The sequence below is a fragment of the Shinella kummerowiae genome (assembly GCF_009827055.1).
Taxonomy (GTDB): Bacteria; Pseudomonadota; Alphaproteobacteria; order Rhizobiales; family Rhizobiaceae; genus Shinella; species Shinella kummerowiae.
Window position 1 is genome coordinate 516,548 of the sequence record NZ_WUMK01000002.1, and the last position, 16,057, is coordinate 532,604.

17 protein-coding genes are annotated in these 16,057 nt (G+C 64.7%); 5 read left to right on the plus strand and 12 right to left on the minus strand.

The window, feature by feature from the left end; all coding sequences use genetic code 11:
* Positions 1-21 precede the first annotated feature (21 nt).
* Positions 22-489, minus strand: coding sequence for a group III truncated hemoglobin (locus GR138_RS07000; RefSeq protein ID WP_160857888.1), 468 nt, complete (start codon positions 487-489; stop codon positions 22-24).
* 92 nt (positions 490-581) lie between these two features.
* Complete coding sequence (locus GR138_RS07005) at positions 582-1,406, minus strand: C40 family peptidase (RefSeq protein WP_338091049.1); 825 nt, start codon at positions 1,404-1,406, stop codon at positions 582-584.
* A 119-nt stretch (positions 1,407-1,525) separates the two neighbouring features.
* On the opposite strand from GR138_RS07005, the gene mbfA reads away from it, so the two are divergent.
* On the plus strand, positions 1,526-2,509 hold the full coding sequence (mbfA, locus tag GR138_RS07010; RefSeq protein WP_160857889.1) for an iron exporter MbfA: 984 nt from the start codon (positions 1,526-1,528) through the stop codon (positions 2,507-2,509).
* 365 nt (positions 2,510-2,874) lie between these two features.
* Here mbfA and pheT read toward each other — a convergent pair whose 3' ends face one another.
* From pheT to infC, 5 genes are all read right to left on the minus strand, one after another.
* On the minus strand, positions 2,875-5,301 hold the full coding sequence (pheT, locus tag GR138_RS07015) for a phenylalanine--tRNA ligase subunit beta (RefSeq protein WP_160857890.1): 2,427 nt from the start codon (positions 5,299-5,301) through the stop codon (positions 2,875-2,877).
* Between the two features lie 23 nt (positions 5,302-5,324).
* On the minus strand, positions 5,325-6,407 hold the full coding sequence (pheS, locus tag GR138_RS07020) for a phenylalanine--tRNA ligase subunit alpha (protein WP_160857891.1): 1,083 nt from the start codon (positions 6,405-6,407) through the stop codon (positions 5,325-5,327).
* A gap of 268 nt (positions 6,408-6,675) precedes the next feature.
* Positions 6,676-7,080, minus strand: a complete 405-nt coding sequence (gene rplT, locus GR138_RS07025) for a 50S ribosomal protein L20 (RefSeq protein ID WP_069060325.1) — start codon at positions 7,078-7,080, stop codon at positions 6,676-6,678.
* 38 nt (positions 7,081-7,118) lie between these two features.
* Positions 7,119-7,322, minus strand: coding sequence for a 50S ribosomal protein L35 (gene rpmI / locus GR138_RS07030; protein ID WP_029620731.1), 204 nt, complete (start codon positions 7,320-7,322; stop codon positions 7,119-7,121).
* Positions 7,323-7,554: 232 nt separating this feature from the next.
* On the minus strand, positions 7,555-8,091 hold the full coding sequence (gene infC / locus GR138_RS07035) for a translation initiation factor IF-3 (protein WP_160858095.1): 537 nt from the start codon (positions 8,089-8,091) through the stop codon (positions 7,555-7,557).
* 223 nt (positions 8,092-8,314) lie between these two features.
* Between infC and GR138_RS07040 the strand changes: the two genes are divergently transcribed.
* Positions 8,315-9,127, plus strand: coding sequence for an alpha/beta hydrolase (locus GR138_RS07040; protein ID WP_160857892.1), 813 nt, complete (start codon positions 8,315-8,317; stop codon positions 9,125-9,127).
* A gap of 116 nt (positions 9,128-9,243) precedes the next feature.
* Positions 9,244-9,861, plus strand: coding sequence for a transglutaminase-like cysteine peptidase (locus GR138_RS07045; protein WP_160857893.1), 618 nt, complete (start codon positions 9,244-9,246; stop codon positions 9,859-9,861).
* A gap of 55 nt (positions 9,862-9,916) precedes the next feature.
* On the opposite strand, the gene GR138_RS07050 is transcribed toward GR138_RS07045, so the two are convergent.
* The gene (locus GR138_RS07050; RefSeq protein WP_160857894.1) at positions 9,917-10,915 is read right to left on the minus strand and encodes an aldo/keto reductase; all 999 of its coding nucleotides are present in this window, start codon (positions 10,913-10,915) and stop codon (positions 9,917-9,919) included.
* Positions 10,916-11,049: 134 nt separating this feature from the next.
* Between GR138_RS07050 and GR138_RS07055 the strand changes: the two genes are divergently transcribed.
* Entirely contained in the window at positions 11,050-11,940 is an 891-nt protein-coding gene (locus GR138_RS07055; protein WP_160857895.1) for a LysR family transcriptional regulator, read from the plus strand.
* Positions 11,941-12,186: 246 nt separating this feature from the next.
* Here GR138_RS07055 and GR138_RS07060 read toward each other — a convergent pair whose 3' ends face one another.
* Complete coding sequence (locus GR138_RS07060; RefSeq protein ID WP_160857896.1) at positions 12,187-12,630, minus strand: GNAT family N-acetyltransferase; 444 nt, start codon at positions 12,628-12,630, stop codon at positions 12,187-12,189.
* On the minus strand, positions 12,627-13,583 hold the full coding sequence (locus GR138_RS07065) for an aldo/keto reductase (RefSeq protein WP_160857897.1): 957 nt from the start codon (positions 13,581-13,583) through the stop codon (positions 12,627-12,629). Before GR138_RS07065 ends, GR138_RS07060 begins: the two co-directional genes overlap by 4 nt.
* A 161-nt stretch (positions 13,584-13,744) precedes the next feature.
* Here GR138_RS07065 and GR138_RS07070 point away from each other — a divergent pair, with 161 nt between their 5' ends.
* Positions 13,745-14,731 carry a Gfo/Idh/MocA family protein gene (locus GR138_RS07070; RefSeq protein WP_160857898.1) on the plus strand — a complete coding sequence of 329 codons (987 nt, stop codon included), beginning with the start codon at positions 13,745-13,747 and terminating at the stop codon, positions 14,729-14,731.
* Positions 14,732-14,928: 197 nt separating this feature from the next.
* On the opposite strand, the gene GR138_RS07075 is transcribed toward GR138_RS07070, so the two are convergent.
* Positions 14,929-15,456: a GNAT family N-acetyltransferase gene (locus GR138_RS07075; RefSeq protein WP_160857899.1), complete on the minus strand. Its 528-nt coding sequence runs from the start codon at positions 15,454-15,456 to the stop codon at positions 14,929-14,931.
* 14 nt (positions 15,457-15,470) lie between these two features.
* Positions 15,471-16,049, minus strand: a complete 579-nt coding sequence (locus tag GR138_RS07080; RefSeq protein ID WP_160857900.1) for a helix-turn-helix domain-containing protein — start codon at positions 16,047-16,049, stop codon at positions 15,471-15,473.
* Positions 16,050-16,057: the final 8 nt, after the last annotated feature.

Consider the following 16,057-nt stretch of genomic DNA (forward strand, 5'->3'; position numbering starts at 1 on the left):
CAAACGTGCGAGAAGCGGGCTTCAGGCGCGCTTCAGCGCCGGGTCGTCGTCGGCCGGGTTGTAGAAGAGGGAGAGCACCAGGCTCTTCGCGATCCGCTCGGCCGTCGCCATGAACCACGCCTTCGCCTCCGGCGAGGGCGCGATATCGTCCAGTGTGGCGGAAAACAGGCCAAGCCAGGTCTGAAACAGCGGCGGGGTCATGCCCGCCACGCCCTGGTGCGCCATGACGGGCTTGCCCGCATAACCGCCATCCTTGAAGGCGACGGCGGACCAGAAGCGGTTCATCTTTTCCATATGTTCGGGCCAGCGCCCCTGTAGCCGGCCGCCGAAGACCGGGCCAAGCTCGGGATGCACCCGCACGCGGCCGTAAAACGTGTCCACCAGCAACGGAATGAAGTCGGCGGTGACGCCGATGGCCTGCATCTCGGCCTGCGCACGGGCGCGGATGGCGGCGAAGTGGGAAAGACGGTCTGGATCGGTGTCGCTCATGGACGGAAGATAGGAAGCTTATCGCACCGGTACAATCCGGCCGATCGCCGCAGGGCGGGACGCCATTCGCCGCAGGGCGGCACCGGGCGCAATCACGGCCCCTCGCGCCCCGGCGCCCATTCCAGCCGCTTGTAATCGAAGCCGTATTCCAGCGTCGGCTTGACGATCTCGAAATAGGGCGAGAGGTCGAAGTCGCGCGGCGTATAGAGCGAGTAGTGCCGGATATGCAGGATCTCCTCGCGCGAATAGGTCGAGGTTGCGGCGGCATGGCCGGGCGCGCGGGTGATTTCCGGGAGGATCGGGTAGCGGATCCGCTCGAAGGCTTCGGCGATCACCGTCGAGCAGATCGCCCGCGTCGGATCGCCCGAGCCGAAGGCCAGCATGCGGCGGCGCCAGCGCACCGGCACGGGTGGCGCCGGCATGAAATAGCGCAGCATGTCGGTGATGTTCTTCAGGTCGTATTTGAGGCCGAGGCGCGAGACCATGAAGGAGACCAGCGTGTTGCGGTCTTCCGGCGTCAGCCCGACCGGGCGGCAGATGCGCGTGTTGTAGGTGCGGTATTTGGTGAGCGGCACGGCGACGCAGCCCTCGCCGAGATTGACCTCGATGAGCTGCGGGCGCTCGATGGAGGTCAGCGCCGCCTGGTCGAGCGTCAAGGGTGTCTCGTCGCCGACGAACAGTGCGGCATGCGACCAGGTGGATTGCGTCAGATATTTGATGACCGCCGAGACCTTCTGGTTGCCCTCAACGAGCAGGATGTCACCCGGCCGCAGCGTGCGCGCCAGCGTTTCCGGGTCGGAGGGCGTATAGGGCTCATAGCCGGAGGTCTGGCTTTGCAGCCGGTCCGCGATACGCCGACCGAGGCGGTCGAGCAGTGTGTCGCGGCCAAAGGAAAGCGGCTTCAAGGCAGCAGTCACGGCTCGTCCTTTGCAGTCTCATGTCCCGTCACTCTAACCTCAGCCGCGACATCCTGTCGAGGTTGACCAGAAGCATGCCTCTCCTATATTTAGAATAATTCTAAACTGGATATGTGCCGATGTTCTCCCGCCTTCTTCGCCCCGGCAAACGCAGCCTCGAATCCCTGAGCGAACAGGAAATCCTGGCGCTCGCCATTTCCTCCGAGGAGGACGACGGCCGCATCTACCTCGCTTACGCGGATGCGCTGCGCGATGCCTATCCGCGCTCCGCCCGCGTCTTCGAGGAGATGGCGGCGGAGGAAAGCCATCACCGCCAGATGCTGATCGACCGGCACATCGCCCGCTTCGGCGACCGCATTCCGCTGGTTCGGCGGGAATTTGTGCGCGATTTCCCGGAGCGCAAACCCGACTGGCTGATCCACAACATGCCGATCGAGAAAATCCGCGATCAGGCCGAGGCGATGGAGGAAGCGGCGCACCGCTTCTACCTGGAAGCCGCCGCGCGCACCGAGGACGCGGCAACACGCAAACTGCTCGGCGACCTAGCGCTGGCGGAGAAGTCGCATGAATCGCTCGCCCGCCGGCTCGGCGAGGAGCACACGCCGCTGGACGTGAAGGCCGAGGAGGACCAGACGGCGCGGCGGCAGTTCGTTTTGACCTATGTGCAGCCGGGCCTTGCCGGCCTGATGGACGGCTCGGTCTCGACGCTGGCGCCGATCTTTGCCGCCGCCTTCGCCACGCAGGATACCTGGCAGACCTTCCTTGTCGGCTTGTCGGCCTCGGTGGGCGCCGGCATCTCGATGGGCTTCACGGAAGCCGCACACGACGACGGCAAGCTGTCCGGGCGCGGCTCGCCGGTCAAACGCGGCCTCGCCTCCGGCATCATGACGGCGCTCGGCGGCCTCGGCCACGCCCTGCCCTACCTGATCCCGAATTTCATGCTGGCGACGACCATCGCCGTCTTCGTCGTCTTCGTGGAATTGTGGGCGATCGCCTTCATCCAGAACCGCTACATGGAGACGCCGTTCCTGCGTGCGGCGATGCAGGTGGTGCTCGGCGGCAGTCTCGTGCTTGCGGCCGGCGTATTGATCGGCAATGCGTGAAAAAGCTAGCGGCCGGTCGGGCGGTTCATGTCACGCACAACCCAGCGGAAGAACAGGTAAATCCCGGCGCCCATGATGGCGAGGGGCAGCAGATTGGCAATAGAATCCATGTCGACCTCATTGTCCCCCTTTTGGAGACAGTTAAGATCTTGCTAACCAATCCGCAATCGCGAGATCTGCGAGGGTCGTTCACAAAATGCGACCGGCGCTCACGGAAACGAGAGCGGGGCGTTGACACCCCTTCCCGAACGCAGACAACCCTACCGCCCGCCGTCATCCTCGGGCTCGACCCGAGAATGACGGAGGAGAGGTGCTGTCCCTTACGGTGACGTGAAGGGGGCGTCACCGCCCCGTTCCTTGGTCGGTCAGGCGCGCAGCGTGCCGCCCGTGGTCTTCAGGACATTGCCGACGATCTTGGCGGTCAGTGCCTCGAAATCCTCGTCGGTCAGCGTCTTGTCGGTCGGCTGGATGACGACTTCGATGGCGATCGACTTCTTGCCCTCGCCGACGGAGGCGCCCTCGAACACGTCGAAGACGTTGACGCCAGCGATCAGCTTGCGGTCGGCGCCGCTCGCCGCGCGCACGATCGCGCCCGCATCCACCGTCTTGTCGACGACGAAGGCGAAGTCGCGCTTCACGGCCTGGAACGGCGAGAGGTCGAGCGCCGGCTTGGTGCGGGTCGCCTTCTTCTTCGGCTCCGGCATGGCATCGACATAGATTTCGAAGCCGGCCAGCGCACCGGAGACATCGAGCGCGGCAAGTGCCTTCGGATGGAATTCGCCGAAATAGCCGAGCACGACCTTCGGGCCCATCTTGATCGTGCCGGAGCGGCCCGGATGATACCAGGCGGGCGCACCGGCCTCGATCTGCACATTGCCCATCGGCAGGCCGCAGGCCTCGATCACGGCGAGCGCATCGGCCTTGGCGTCATAGATATCAACCGGCTTGCCGCCGCCCTTGGCCGCATTCGACCAGAGACGGCCGGCGCCGGCAAGCGAGGCGGTGCCGCGACGGATACCGCCGGCCACGCGACGCTGGCCTTCCGGCCGGTCGTTCTCATAGGTGCCGGAGACTTCGAAGAGCGCAACGTCGCCATAACCCTTGTCGGCATTGCGCTGGGCGGCCGCCAGCAGGCCCGGCAGCAGCGAGGGCCGCATGTCGGACATGTCGGATGCGATCGGGTTCGACAGCGCCAGCGACGGCGCACCGCCACCGAACAGCTCGGCATGCGCCTTCGGGATGAACGACCAGGTGACGGCCTCCATCATGCCGCGCGACGCAAGCGCACGCTTCGCCACCCGCGAGCGGATCTGCAGCGTGGTGAGGATGCGGCCGTTGACCGCGCCATGGCTTTCCAGCGGCGCCGGACGGATATTGTCGACGCCGTGGATGCGCATGACCTCTTCGACGAGATCGGCCTTGCCATCGACATCCGGGCGCCAGGAGGGCACCGCGACGGAAACGCGCTCGCCCGAGCCCGTCACCGTGAAGCCGAGGCGGTTCAGGATATCGACGCTTTCGTCGGACGAGACCTCGAGCCCGGTCAGGCGCTTCACGTCGGCGAACGGGAAATCGACGATCCTAGCGTCAAAACCCTTGTAGCCGACGACATCGGTCTTCGCCGCCGTGCCGCCGCACAGTTCCAGCACCAGTTCCGTGGCGCGCTCGAGGCCCGGGACCATATATTCCGGGTCGACGCCGCGCTCGAAGCGATAGCGCGCATCGGTGATGATGCCATGCGAACGGCCGGACTTGGCGATGTTCATCGGGTCCCACAGCGCCGATTCGATCAGCACATCGACGGTGTTCTCGTCGCAGCCGGAATGCTCGCCGCCCATGATGCCGCCGATCGATTCCACGCCATTGTCGTCGGCGATGACGACGTTGGAGGGGTTCAGCGTGTATTCACGCGTGTCGAGCGCCAGCACCTTCTCGCCGTCCACCGCGCGGCGCACGACGAGATTGCCCTTCACCTTGGCCGCGTCGAAGACGTGCAGCGGACGGCCCTGGTCGAAGGTCATGTAATTGGTGATATCGACCAGCGCGTTGATCGGGCGAAGGCCGATGGCGATGAGCCGCTGCTGCATCCAGCGCGGGCTCGGACCGTTCTTCACGCCGCGCACGAGACGCAGCGCAAAACCCGGGCAGAGATGATCGTCGCCGCCGAGGTCGAGCTTCACCTTGACCGGCGTCTCGCCTTCCACCGCGAAGGACGGCGCCTTCGGCGCCTTCAGCGTGCCGAGGCCGGAAGCGGCGAGATCGCGGGCGATGCCGTAGATGCTCGTGCAGTCCGGGCGGTTCGGCGTCAGGTTGATCTCGATGACCGGATCGTCGAGGCCGGCATAGGCGGCGTAGCTCTGGCCCACCGGCGCATCCGCCGGCAGGTCGATGATGCCGTCATGGCTGTCGGAGATTTCCAGTTCCTTCTCCGAGCACATCATGCCGCGGCTCTCGACGCCACGGATGGTGCCGACGGCGAGCGTTACGTCGATGCCGGGCACATAGGTACCGGGGGCGGCAAACGCGCCGACGAGGCCCGTGCGGGCATTCGGCGCGCCGCAGACGACCTGGATCGGGTCGCCCTTGCCGGTATCGACCATCAGCACGCGCAGCTTGTCGGCATTCGGATGCTGTTCGGCCGAGACGACCTTGGCGATGACGAAGGGCTTGAATGCCGCCTTGTCGTCGACCTCTTCCACTTCAAGGCCGATCGCCGTCAGCTTCGCGCAGATCTCGTCCAGCGAGGCGTCGGTATCGAGATGATCCTTCAGCCAGGAGAGCGTGAATTTCATGACAAATTTCTCCTTGGTGCCGGTTACGCGCTGAGGCCGCCGAACAAAGTCGGCATGTCGAGCGGGCGGAAGCCGTAGTGGCTGAGCCAGCGGACGTCGGCGTTGAAGAAGTCGCGCAGGTCCGGCATGCCGTATTTCAGCATGGCGATGCGGTCGAGGCCCATGCCCCAGGCAAAACCCTGGTACTCGTCGGGATCGAGCCCGCCGGCGCGCAGCACGTTCGGATGAACCATGCCGCAGCCGAGGATTTCCATCCAATCGGTGCCCTCGCCGAACTTGACGATCGGTCCCGAACGGTCGCACTGGATATCGACCTCGAAGGACGGCTCGGTGAACGGGAAGAAGGACGGGCGGAAGCGCATGGTGACGCTGTCGACCTCGAAGAAGGCCTTGCAGAACTCTTCCAGCACCCAGCGCATGTTGGCGACATTGGCCTTTTTGTCGACCACGAGGCCCTCGACCTGGTGGAACATCGGCGAATGGGTCGCGTCACTGTCCTGGCGATAGGTCTTGCCCGGGATGATGATGCGGATCGGCGGCTTCTGCGCTTCCATCGTGCGGATCTGCACGGGCGAGGTGTGCGTGCGCAGCACCTTGCGCTCACCGCTCTCGTCCGCCGGGAAGAAGAACGTGTCGTGCATCTCGCGGGCCGGGTGGCCCTCGGGGAAGTTCAATGCCGTGAAGTTGTAATAGTCGGTCTCGACGTCAGGGCCTTCGGCGATGGAAAAGCCCATATCGCCGAAGATCGCGGTGATCTCGTCGACGATCTGGCTGATCGGATGGATGCGACCGCGCTCAGCCGGCGAGGAGCGCACCGGCAGGCTGACATCGACCGTCTCGGCCTTGAGGCGGGCGTCGATTGCGGCATCGCGCAGGGCCGACTTCCGCTCACCGATAGCATCGGTCACGCGGGTCTTCAGCGCGTTGATCGCGGCACCGCGCGTCTGGCGCTCTTCCGGCGACATGGTGCCGAGCGTCTTCAGGAGGTCGGAGACGGAGCCCTTCTTGCCGAGCGCGCCCACGCGCACGGCTTCGATCGCCGCTTCGTCGGAGGCCGCGGCAACGTCGGCGAGGAGCTGATGTTCCAGTGTGTCGAGTTCAGTCATCTTTACCTGCTTTGCTTGCGTCGGCCGGGCGAGGCCAAGAGAACCTGCGACAGATAGCGGGTTGCGGCGGGAAAGCGCCGCAGATCACTACCCATGTGCACGCGCCCGATCAATCGGGTGCGCCATAAAAACTTGGCCGGGAACGCCACGGAACGAGGCTTGGAAACGGCGCCAGTCCGTTCACGGCGGTGGCCAAAAAGCAAAAACCCGCACCGGTTCCCCGGCGCGGGTTTCACAACGAAAAGACGTTTGGTTGTGGAAGCGCCGGTTAGTTTACGGCGGCTTCAAACTCGTTCTTCGTACCAGCGTCCTTGAGGTATTCGAGAGCCTTCTTGGAGGCAGCGACGAGCGCGCCGAAAGCTTCGGTCTCATGGATCGCCATGTCGGACAGAACCTTGCGGTCGACTTCGATGCCAGCCTTGTTGAGGCCGTCGATGAAGCGGCCATAGGTCAGGCCGTGCTCGCGGACGGCAGCGTTGATGCGCTGGATCCAGAGCGCGCGGAAATTGCGCTTGTTGACCTTGCGGTCGCGGTAGGCGAACTGCTTCGAACGATCAACCGCGGCCTTGGCGGCGCGGATGGTGTTCTTGCGGCGGCCGTAGAAACCCTTGGCTGCCTTGAGCGTCTTCTTGTGCTTGGCGTGGGATGTTACGCCGCGTTTTACACGTGCCATGTCATGATCTCCTTAACGTTTCAAAAGCGCGATTAGTCTCAGAGACCGTTCGGCAGGTAGTTCTTGATGACCTTCTTGCCATCGGGCTCAGCCAGCACCATGGTGCCACGGGCGTCGCGAATGAACTTGTTGGAACGCTTGATCATGCCGTGGCGCTTGCCGGCGGCAGCTGCAACGACCTTGCCGGTCGCGGTGATCTTGAACCGCTTCTTGGCAGACGACTTCGTCTTCATCTTGGGCATTTTGCTACTCCATTCTTCTTGAATTCGAAATGCACTGACGACGGTGCATCTCCAGCGTAAAGAACGGCCACGGCATGCCCTGCCGGACCGTTCGGACGGCGGCTTGTAACCGAAGTCCCCGAAAAGCGCAACCGGATTCCGTGCAGTCAGGCTTTTCCGGTGCAGAAAAGGAAAAGCCGCCCCGAAAGGCGGCTTCGATCCGTGCGGCCTTGAGGCGCCGGAGAGACGGGGCTCACTTCGGAGCGAGCACCATCATCATCTGGCGGCCTTCGAGCTTCGGCTCGGCTTCGACCTTGGCGATGGTCAGTGTGTCTTCCTTGACCTGCATCAGGAGCTTCATGCCGAGTTCCTGGTGGGCCATTTCGCGGCCGCGGAACTTCAGCGTCACCTTGACCTTGTCGCCTTCTTCAAAGAAGCGGTTCATCGCCTTCATCTTCACGTCATAGTCATGCGTGTCGATGTTCGGGCGCATCTTGATTTCTTTGATTTCGACGATCTTCTGCTTCTTGCGCGCTTCGGCCGCCTTCTTCTGGTTGGCGTATTTCAGCTTGCCGAGGTCAAGGATCTTGACGACGGGCGGCTCGGAGTTCGGCGAAATCTCAACGAGATCGAGGCCGGCTTCTTCCGCCATGCGGAGCGCCTGATCAGTGGGCACGGTGCCGTGGTTGTTGCCGTCGGCGTCAATAAGCTGAACCCGGGGAATCCGGATTTCCTTGTTGGAGCGCGGGCCGTCCTTGACGGGAGCTTCCGCTTTAAAAGGTCTGCGAATGGTCGTGTTCTCCTCGAACTGTTTCGACAGGTATGAATTTGGGTGCGTCAACCGGGCCGTTTGCCCGCCTTTCGGCGTTTTTCGGCAATGTGTTGATCACGCTTGCGAAGTCAATAGCATGGCCCGTGGAAAAAATCACCACCTGTCCTTGCACGCGCGAATCTGGTCTAGCTTTCGGCAAAAGACCGGCTTTTCGGGGCCGGAACGCAGACAGGAGATAGGTATGACGGCGACTGATGGCAACGGGGCAGATTTCATCACGGTCGGCGCGGGCGACGATGCCCGGCAGATCGCGATCGCGCTCCAGCCGGCCGCCGCCGGCAATGCGCTTGCCCATTTCGTCTGGCTCGGCGGCTACCGCTCGGACATGACGGGCACCAAGGCAATCGAGCTTGCGGCGCTTGCCGCCCGCCTCGGCACGACCTGTGTGCGCTTCGACTATTCCGGCCACGGCGCCTCGGGCGGCGCCTTCGTCGACGGCACGATCTCGCGCTGGCTGGAGGAGGCGCTGGCCGTCATCGACCATGCCGCCAAGACCCTCGGCACGCGCCGCATGGTGCTCGTCGGCTCGTCGATGGGCGGATGGATCGCGCTGCGCGCCATTGCCGACCTGGCGCGGCGCAAGGATATCGCCGTCACCGGCCTCGTCCTCATCGCGCCGGCACCCGATTTCACCTCCGAACTAATCGAGCCGAACCTCACGGAGGCCGAGCGCACGGCGCTCGCCGAGCGCGGCCAGTTCGAGGAGCCGACGCCCTACGGCCCGGATCCAAACATCTACACGCGGAAACTCATCGAGGACGGCCGCGACAACCGCGTTTTGACCGGCGTCATCGAGACCGGTTGCCCCGTGCATATCCTGCAGGGCATGGCCGACCCCGACGTGCCCTATGGCCACGCGGTGCGGCTGATGGAGCATCTTTCCGGCGACGACGTCGTGCTGACGATGATCCGCGACGGCGATCACCGGCTGTCGCGGCCGCAGGACATCGCCAAGATCCTCGAGGCGGCGGAGGCGCTCGCCCGCGCGCAATGAGGCTTTTGCGCATCGCTCCGGCCGCATTTTAACCATATTGCCGGATCGCCAATTCTGATGATTGACGAGACGCCCCCCTGACCGTTAACTCTTTGTTAACGATTAGGGGACGTTACATGGCACGAATGATTGGTGCGAAGGCTGGAGCTGCGGCGTTTTTTGCGCTCCTCGTTTCTTCTTCTGCGGCTTTCACGGCACCGGCATCGGCGCTTTCCATGAAGACCGGCGGCGTGACCTCCCAGCCGATCGGGCATTACGAATTCTGTCAGATCTACAAGTCCGAGTGCCGCGCCGGCGTGCGCAGCCAGGCACCGGCCAAGGTCACGAAGGCCGGCTGGTCGGCCATTCGCACGATCAATGCCAGCGTCAACCGCGACATCACCCCGATCACCGACAAGGAACTGCACGGCCGGGACGAATACTGGTCCTATCCGGATGGTGCCGGCGACTGCGAGGACTTTGTCCTCCTGAAGCGCAAGAAGCTGATGCAGAAGGGTTTTGCCCCCGGTGACCTGTTGATCACCGTCGTGCGCAAGCCGGACGGCGAAGGCCATGCCGTGCTGACGGTGCGCACCACCGAGGGCGATTTCATCCTCGACAACCTCAACAACGAGGTCAAGCTCTGGACGACGACGCCCTACCGCTACCTGAAGCGCCAGGCCTCGTTCCACGCCGGCCGCTGGGTGTCGATCGAAAACGGCGATGCCGTCATGGTGTCGTCGGTCGGCCAGTAAGCGGGCCGCAGACCGGATTTGAAAAGGCCGCGGAGCGATCCGCGGCCTTTTGGTTTTATCGATTGGCCATCGAGGCCATGCGCTGCGAATAACGCCCGCCCGACACCTTTGCCGGCGACAGCATGTCGCCGAGGCGGGCCGCCTCGTCCGCCGTCAGCACCACGTCGGCGGCGGCGACGTTCTGCTCCAGATGCGGCACCTTGCTGGCGCCGGGGATCGGCACGATGAAGTCGCCCTGCGCCAGCACCCAGGCGAGCGCCAGCTGCGCCGGGGCCACGCCCTTCTCCGTCGCCATCGCTTCGAGAGCCGCCACCAGCGCCAGGTTGGCATCGAAATTCTCCGCCTCGAAGCGCGGCAGCGAGCGGCGGAAATCATCGGCGGAAAGACCGTCGAGCTTCTTCAGCGCGCCGGTCAGAACGCCGCGGCCAAGCGGGCTGAACGGCACGAAGCCGATGCCCAGATCGCGGCAGGTCTGCAGCACGCCGTTCTCCTCGACATCACGGGTCCACAGCGAATATTCGCTCTGCAGCGCCGCGATCGGGTGCACCGCATGGGCCCGGCGAATCGTCTCGGCGCCGGCCTCGGACAGGCCGAGCGCCTTTACCTTGCCCTCGCGCACCAGTTCCGCCATCGCACCCACCGTCTCCTCGATCGGCACGGCCGGGTCGACGCGGTGCTGGTAGAACAGGTCGATCACCTCGATGCCGAGCCGCTTCAGCGAGGCTTCGGCCACGGCCTTGACGTTTTCCGGCCGGCTGTCGGTGCCGGTCATCATCTGCGCCGCCGGCTTGCTCAGATCGAAGCTGAAGCCGAACTTCGTGGCGATGACCACCTTGTCGCGCACCGGCTTCAACGCCTTGCCGACAAGCACTTCGTTCTTGTAGGGGCCGTAGACTTCGGCCGTATCGAACAGCGTGACGCCGAGATCGACGGCGCGGTGCAGCGTCTTGATCGCCGCCGTCTCGTCGTCGGCCGGGCCATAGGCATGGCTCATGCCCATGCAGCCGAGGCCGAGGGCGGACACATCGAGGGTCCCGAGTTTTCTGTGTTTCATGGCAAATCCTTTCGTGGCGCCGGGAAGCGGACCGTTGGGCCGGTCGCCGTCATCCGGACATCGCCAATCTAGGGTGCGGCGCTTCATCTGAAAATTGCTGCAAAGGCCAACGACTTGTTCTATCTGTTAGAACAATGAACCGGACCCAGCTTTCCCAACTCGCCGTGCTCGCCATCGTCGCGGAGGCGCGCTCCTTCCGCAAGGCCGCGGCCGAGCTCGCCATCGCGCCCTCGGCCGTCAGCCATGCCGTGTCGGCGCTGGAGGCAAGCCTTGGCGTGCGCCTCATCGCCCGCACCACCCGCAGCGTGGCACCAACGGAGGAAGGCCGCCTGCTGCTCGAGACGCTGGCGCCGGCACTTGCCGATATCGGCACCGTGATGGAAAGCCTCGCCGACCGGCAGAGCCGCCCGGCCGGCCCCTTGCGCATCACCATGCCGCTGATCGCCGCCGAGGATATCGTCATGCCACGGCTTGCCGCCTTCCTCGCGGCCTATCCGGAGATCGAACTGGATCTGCGCACCGACGACCGCTTCGAGGACATCGTCGAAAAGGGTTTTGATGCCGGCCTGCGGCTCGGCGAGCATCTGGAGGCGGATATGATCGCAGTCCGGGCGAGCGGCCCGTGGCGCGGCCTGATCGTCGGCGCACCCGCCTACTTCGAAACGCATCCCAAACCCGTGCAACCGCGCGATCTCATGCAGCACCGCTGCATCCGCCGGCGCTTTTCGAGCGGCCGGCTCTACCGCTGGGAGCTGGAAAAGGACGGCCGGCTGGTGACGGTCGATGTCACCGGCCCGCTGATCGTCTCCGACCAGCGGCTGATGCGCGGCGCGGCGATGGATGGCGCCGGCCTCGCCTATGTCTTCGACCAGCGCGTCGCCGAGGATATCCGCGCCGGCCGGCTCATCCCCGTGCTGGAAGACTGGTGCCCGGCCTTCGACGGCTTCTCGATCTACTACCCCTCCCGCCGCCAGATGCGCCCGGCGCTCCGGGCCTTCGTCGATTTCTTCCGGTACCGCGGTTAGGCCGGAGCTATCGCCTAGTGGGGCGAGGCGATGCCATCAGCCCCTTCTCCCCCGCGGGGAGAAGCTCGCGGCAGCGGGATGAGGGGGGTGGCGCAGACGGTCGGCGGCGCGCAAGCCCCCTCATCCGACCCTTCGGGCCACCTTCTCCCCGCGGGGGAGAAGGGGAAAGCGGCCAGGGTGTGCCCTAGGCGATTGCCCAAGGGGAAGAACGGGCAAAGCTCTCAACGATCGCGATGACCCCGACGATCACGTCCGCAGCCGGTAGCGGATGTGCCCGTCCGACTTGACATAACTGTCGTAGAGTGTTCGCGCCCGGGCATTGTCCTCGTTGGTGTGCCAGTAGATGCCGCGCCATCCGTTGCGCCGGGAGATCACGATGAGATCGTCCACCAGCGCCCGCCCGACGCCCTTGCCGCGTGTCGTCTCGTCGACATAGAGGTCCTCGAGATACCCTTCCGGCGCGATGTCCCAGGTGGAATCGTGGTAGTGGTGGATGGCGAAGCCGAGCATCTCGCCGTCCTCCACGGCGACACGCATCGAGACCCGGGACCCCGCGTCGAGAATGCGTGCCCAGGTAAAGGCGGTCACCTCCTCCGGCACCACGGTCTTGTAGAAGGTGAGGTAGCCGGCCCAGAGTTTCCTCCAGGCCGCCTCGTCGCTTTCGATGGCATCGCGGATGGTCAGCGTCATGATGCGGCTCCTGCCGTGTCGAGGGCCGAAACCTGTTCGGCGGAGAGGGAAAGCGACGCCGCCCTGGTCAGGCTGGCGAGCTGGGAAAGGCTGGTGGCGCTGGCGATCGGCGCGGTAACGGCGGGCTTTGCCATCAACCAGGCCAGCGCGATTTCCGCCGGCTTCGCCCCGGTTTGCGCCGCAACCTCATCGAGGACCGCCAGAATGCGCAGGCCCTTGTTATCAAGATAGTGCGCCACGTCCTCGCCGCGCGCCTTGCCCTCGGTATCGGCCTTCGTACGGTATTTTCCCGTCAGGAAGCCGGAGGCCAGGCTGTAATAGGTGATGACGCCGATATGCTCTTTCTGGCAGAGGTCGGCCAGCGCGCCCTCGAAGCCTGCGCGGTCGTAGAGATTGTATTCCGGCTGGAGCGCGCCGTAGCGCGGCAGGCCCGCTTTGTCGGCCGCATCGAACGCGGCCTGCAACTGGCCGGCATCGAGGTTCGAGGCGCCGAAGGCCCGCACCTTGCCGGCCTTGACGAGGCTGGCATGGGCTTCCAGCGTTTCCGCATAGGGCGTGTCCGGGTCCGGCCAGTGCGAGAGGTAGAGGTCGATATGGTCGGTCTGTAGCCGCTTCAGCGATTTTTCCACGGCCTCGACGATCCAGGATTTGCGCAGGTCCCGCCGGCCCTGCCCCATGTCGGAGCCGACCTTGGTGATCACGACGACCTTGTCGCGGGCAATGCCGGAACGCTTCAGCCACTTGCCGATGATCGTCTCCGATTCACCGCCTTCATTGCCCGGCACCCAGCGCGAATAGACATCCGCCGTGTCGATGGCGTTGAAGCCGGCGCCGGTGAAGGCATCCAGCAGGTCGAAGGAGGTCTTTTCGTCGGCCGTCCAGCCGAAGACATTGCCACCGAAGACGAGGGGCGCGATCGAAAGGCCGGTCTTGCCGAGGGAACGATGCTGCATGAAGGTCCTCCAAAGGGTTCGTGCTGAAAAGTGTCGAAAGGACCATAGGACGGTGTCGAGCCCAATGCACGCTGCACGCTTGCGATTTTTTTGGGCGCCGCCACGCTTGCGAGGTACGTCCCTCGCGACTAGTCTGCCGCCGCAATCAGGGAGAGATCACCATGCTGCGTTTCGGAATCCTGTCGACGGCCAAGATCGGCCGCGAACTTGTCGTGCCGGCCATCCAGGATGCGGAAAACTGCGTCATCACCGCCATTGCCAGCCGCGACCTCGCGAAGGCCCGCGCCATGGCCGACCGCTTTTCCGTGCCGCACGCCTTCGGCTCCTATGAGGACATGCTCGCCTCCGACGTCATCGACGCCGTCTATATCCCGCTGCCGACCTCCCAACATGTCGAATGGTCGATCAAGGCGGCGGATGCCGGCAAACATGTGCTCTGCGAGAAGCCGATCGCGCTGAATGCCGGCGAGATCGCCGCGCTGATCGAGGCCCGCGACCGCAACAAGGTGCTGATTTCCGAAGCCTATATGGTCACCTACAGCCCCGTCTGGCGCAAGGTGCGCGCGCTGCTGGCGGAAGGCGCGATCGGCAGGCTGCGCCACGTGCAGGGCGCCTTCACCTATTACAACCGCGACCCCGGCAACATGCGAAACGTGCCGGCGCTCGGCGGCGGCGGCCTGCCGGATATCGGCGTCTACCCGACGATCACCACGCGTTTCGTCACCGGCAAGGAGGCGCTGCGCGTCCAGGCCACCACCGACCGCGACCCGGAATTCGGCACTGACATCTATTCGAGCGTGCGCGCCGATTTCGGCGATTTCGAACTGTCCTTCTACGTTTCCACCCAGCTCGCCCAGCGCCAGGTCATGGTCTTCCACGGCGACAAGGGTTTTATCGAGGTGAAATCGCCCTTCAATGCCGATCGCTATGGTGCTGAAGAACTCGAACTCACCAACCAGAGCCACAGCGAAAGCCAGCTCTTCCGCTTCCAGGACGCGCGCCAGTACAAGCGCGAGGCCGAAGCGTTTACGCGGGCAGCGCGCGGCGAGAACGAGGAGATCGTGACGCTGGAAAGCTCGGTCAACAACCAGAAGCTCATCGACGCCATCTACCGCGCCAGCGAAAAGGACGGCTGGGAAGCGGTGTAAACCGCGCCTCTTCGGTGACGGTGCTTGCGGATGGATCCTCGGCTCAAGGCCGAGGATGACGACAGAAGAAGTGTTCGTCAGCCAAACTGCCGGCACCGCATGCCGCACCGTCGGCAAGCGGTAAAAAACCCCTCCTCCCCTCCGTCATCCTCGGGCTCGACCCGAGGATCCACGCGGCACGGTATGCGCCCGATAACCTACGAGCCGTCCCCGAGCCGCTTGTAGAAAAACGTCGTCGCGCAATAGCGCCCGTCCGGATAGAGCGCATAGTCCGGAATGACGCCGGCGCGTTGCCACCCCAGCCGTTCATAGACCGTTTCGGCGGGGCTGCCGGTCGCCGTGTCGAGCACCAGCACCGTCTTGCCGCGCCTGATGGCTTCGGCTTCCGCCGCCGCCATCAGCGCGCGGGCGAGGCCGCGGCCGCGCTCGCTTTCCATGACGAGCAGCTTCTTCACGTCCGCCCGATGCGGCTGGTTCGGCATCTGACGAATGCCGACCTGCACCGTGCCGACGATGCGGCCCGCGCGCTCGGCGGCAAAGAGCAACGTCGCATCCTCGCCGACCGCTGCCGCGACACCCTCCCAGAAGGGCCGCGCATCATCGGGCCCATAGGGCGCCATGAAGCCGACGGAGGCCCCGCCGGTCACGCAATCGACCAGCACGTCGGCCAGTTCGCCCAGCCGGGCGCGGGTTTCCGCAAGGTCGAGCAGTCTGATCTCGCTCATTTCATCCTCAAACATCAGGTGCGGCCGCGATCCAGCACCACGGCATAGTGGGCCGGCTCGCTGCCGGGATTTTCGAAAACATGGCCCTCGGTGATGCTCAAATAGAGGCAGTCACCGGGGCGAAGATCGTGCACCACGTCCCTGATCGTCAGGCGCAGGTCGCCGGAAAACAGCCAGACATGCTGCGTCATGCCGGCCTTGGCGGTTTCCGGCGGATAGGCCATGCGTGCACCGGCCGGAAACGTCACCTCGATCACCTCGACGCGGGACGCCGTGTTCGGCGCCGACACGGCACGCCGCTGGTAGCCCGTCTCGGGATCGCGCCACACCGTCTGCGTTTCCCGTCGCGACAGCGGTTCGCCCGCCTCCTCAGAAAAGGCGAAGAAGGCGGACAGCGTCAGGTCGAGCGCCGCACAGAGCCGCGACAGCAGCTGCGCCGTCGGGCTCGCCTCGCCGCGTTCGATACGGGAAATCATCGCCCGGCTGACGCCAGAGGCACCGGCAAGGTCGTCCAGCGTCTGGTTGCGGGCGACGCGCAATAGCCGCAGCCGCTCGCCGATGGCGCTTTCCAGGGGATCAACAGCATGTTCCATTATAATGG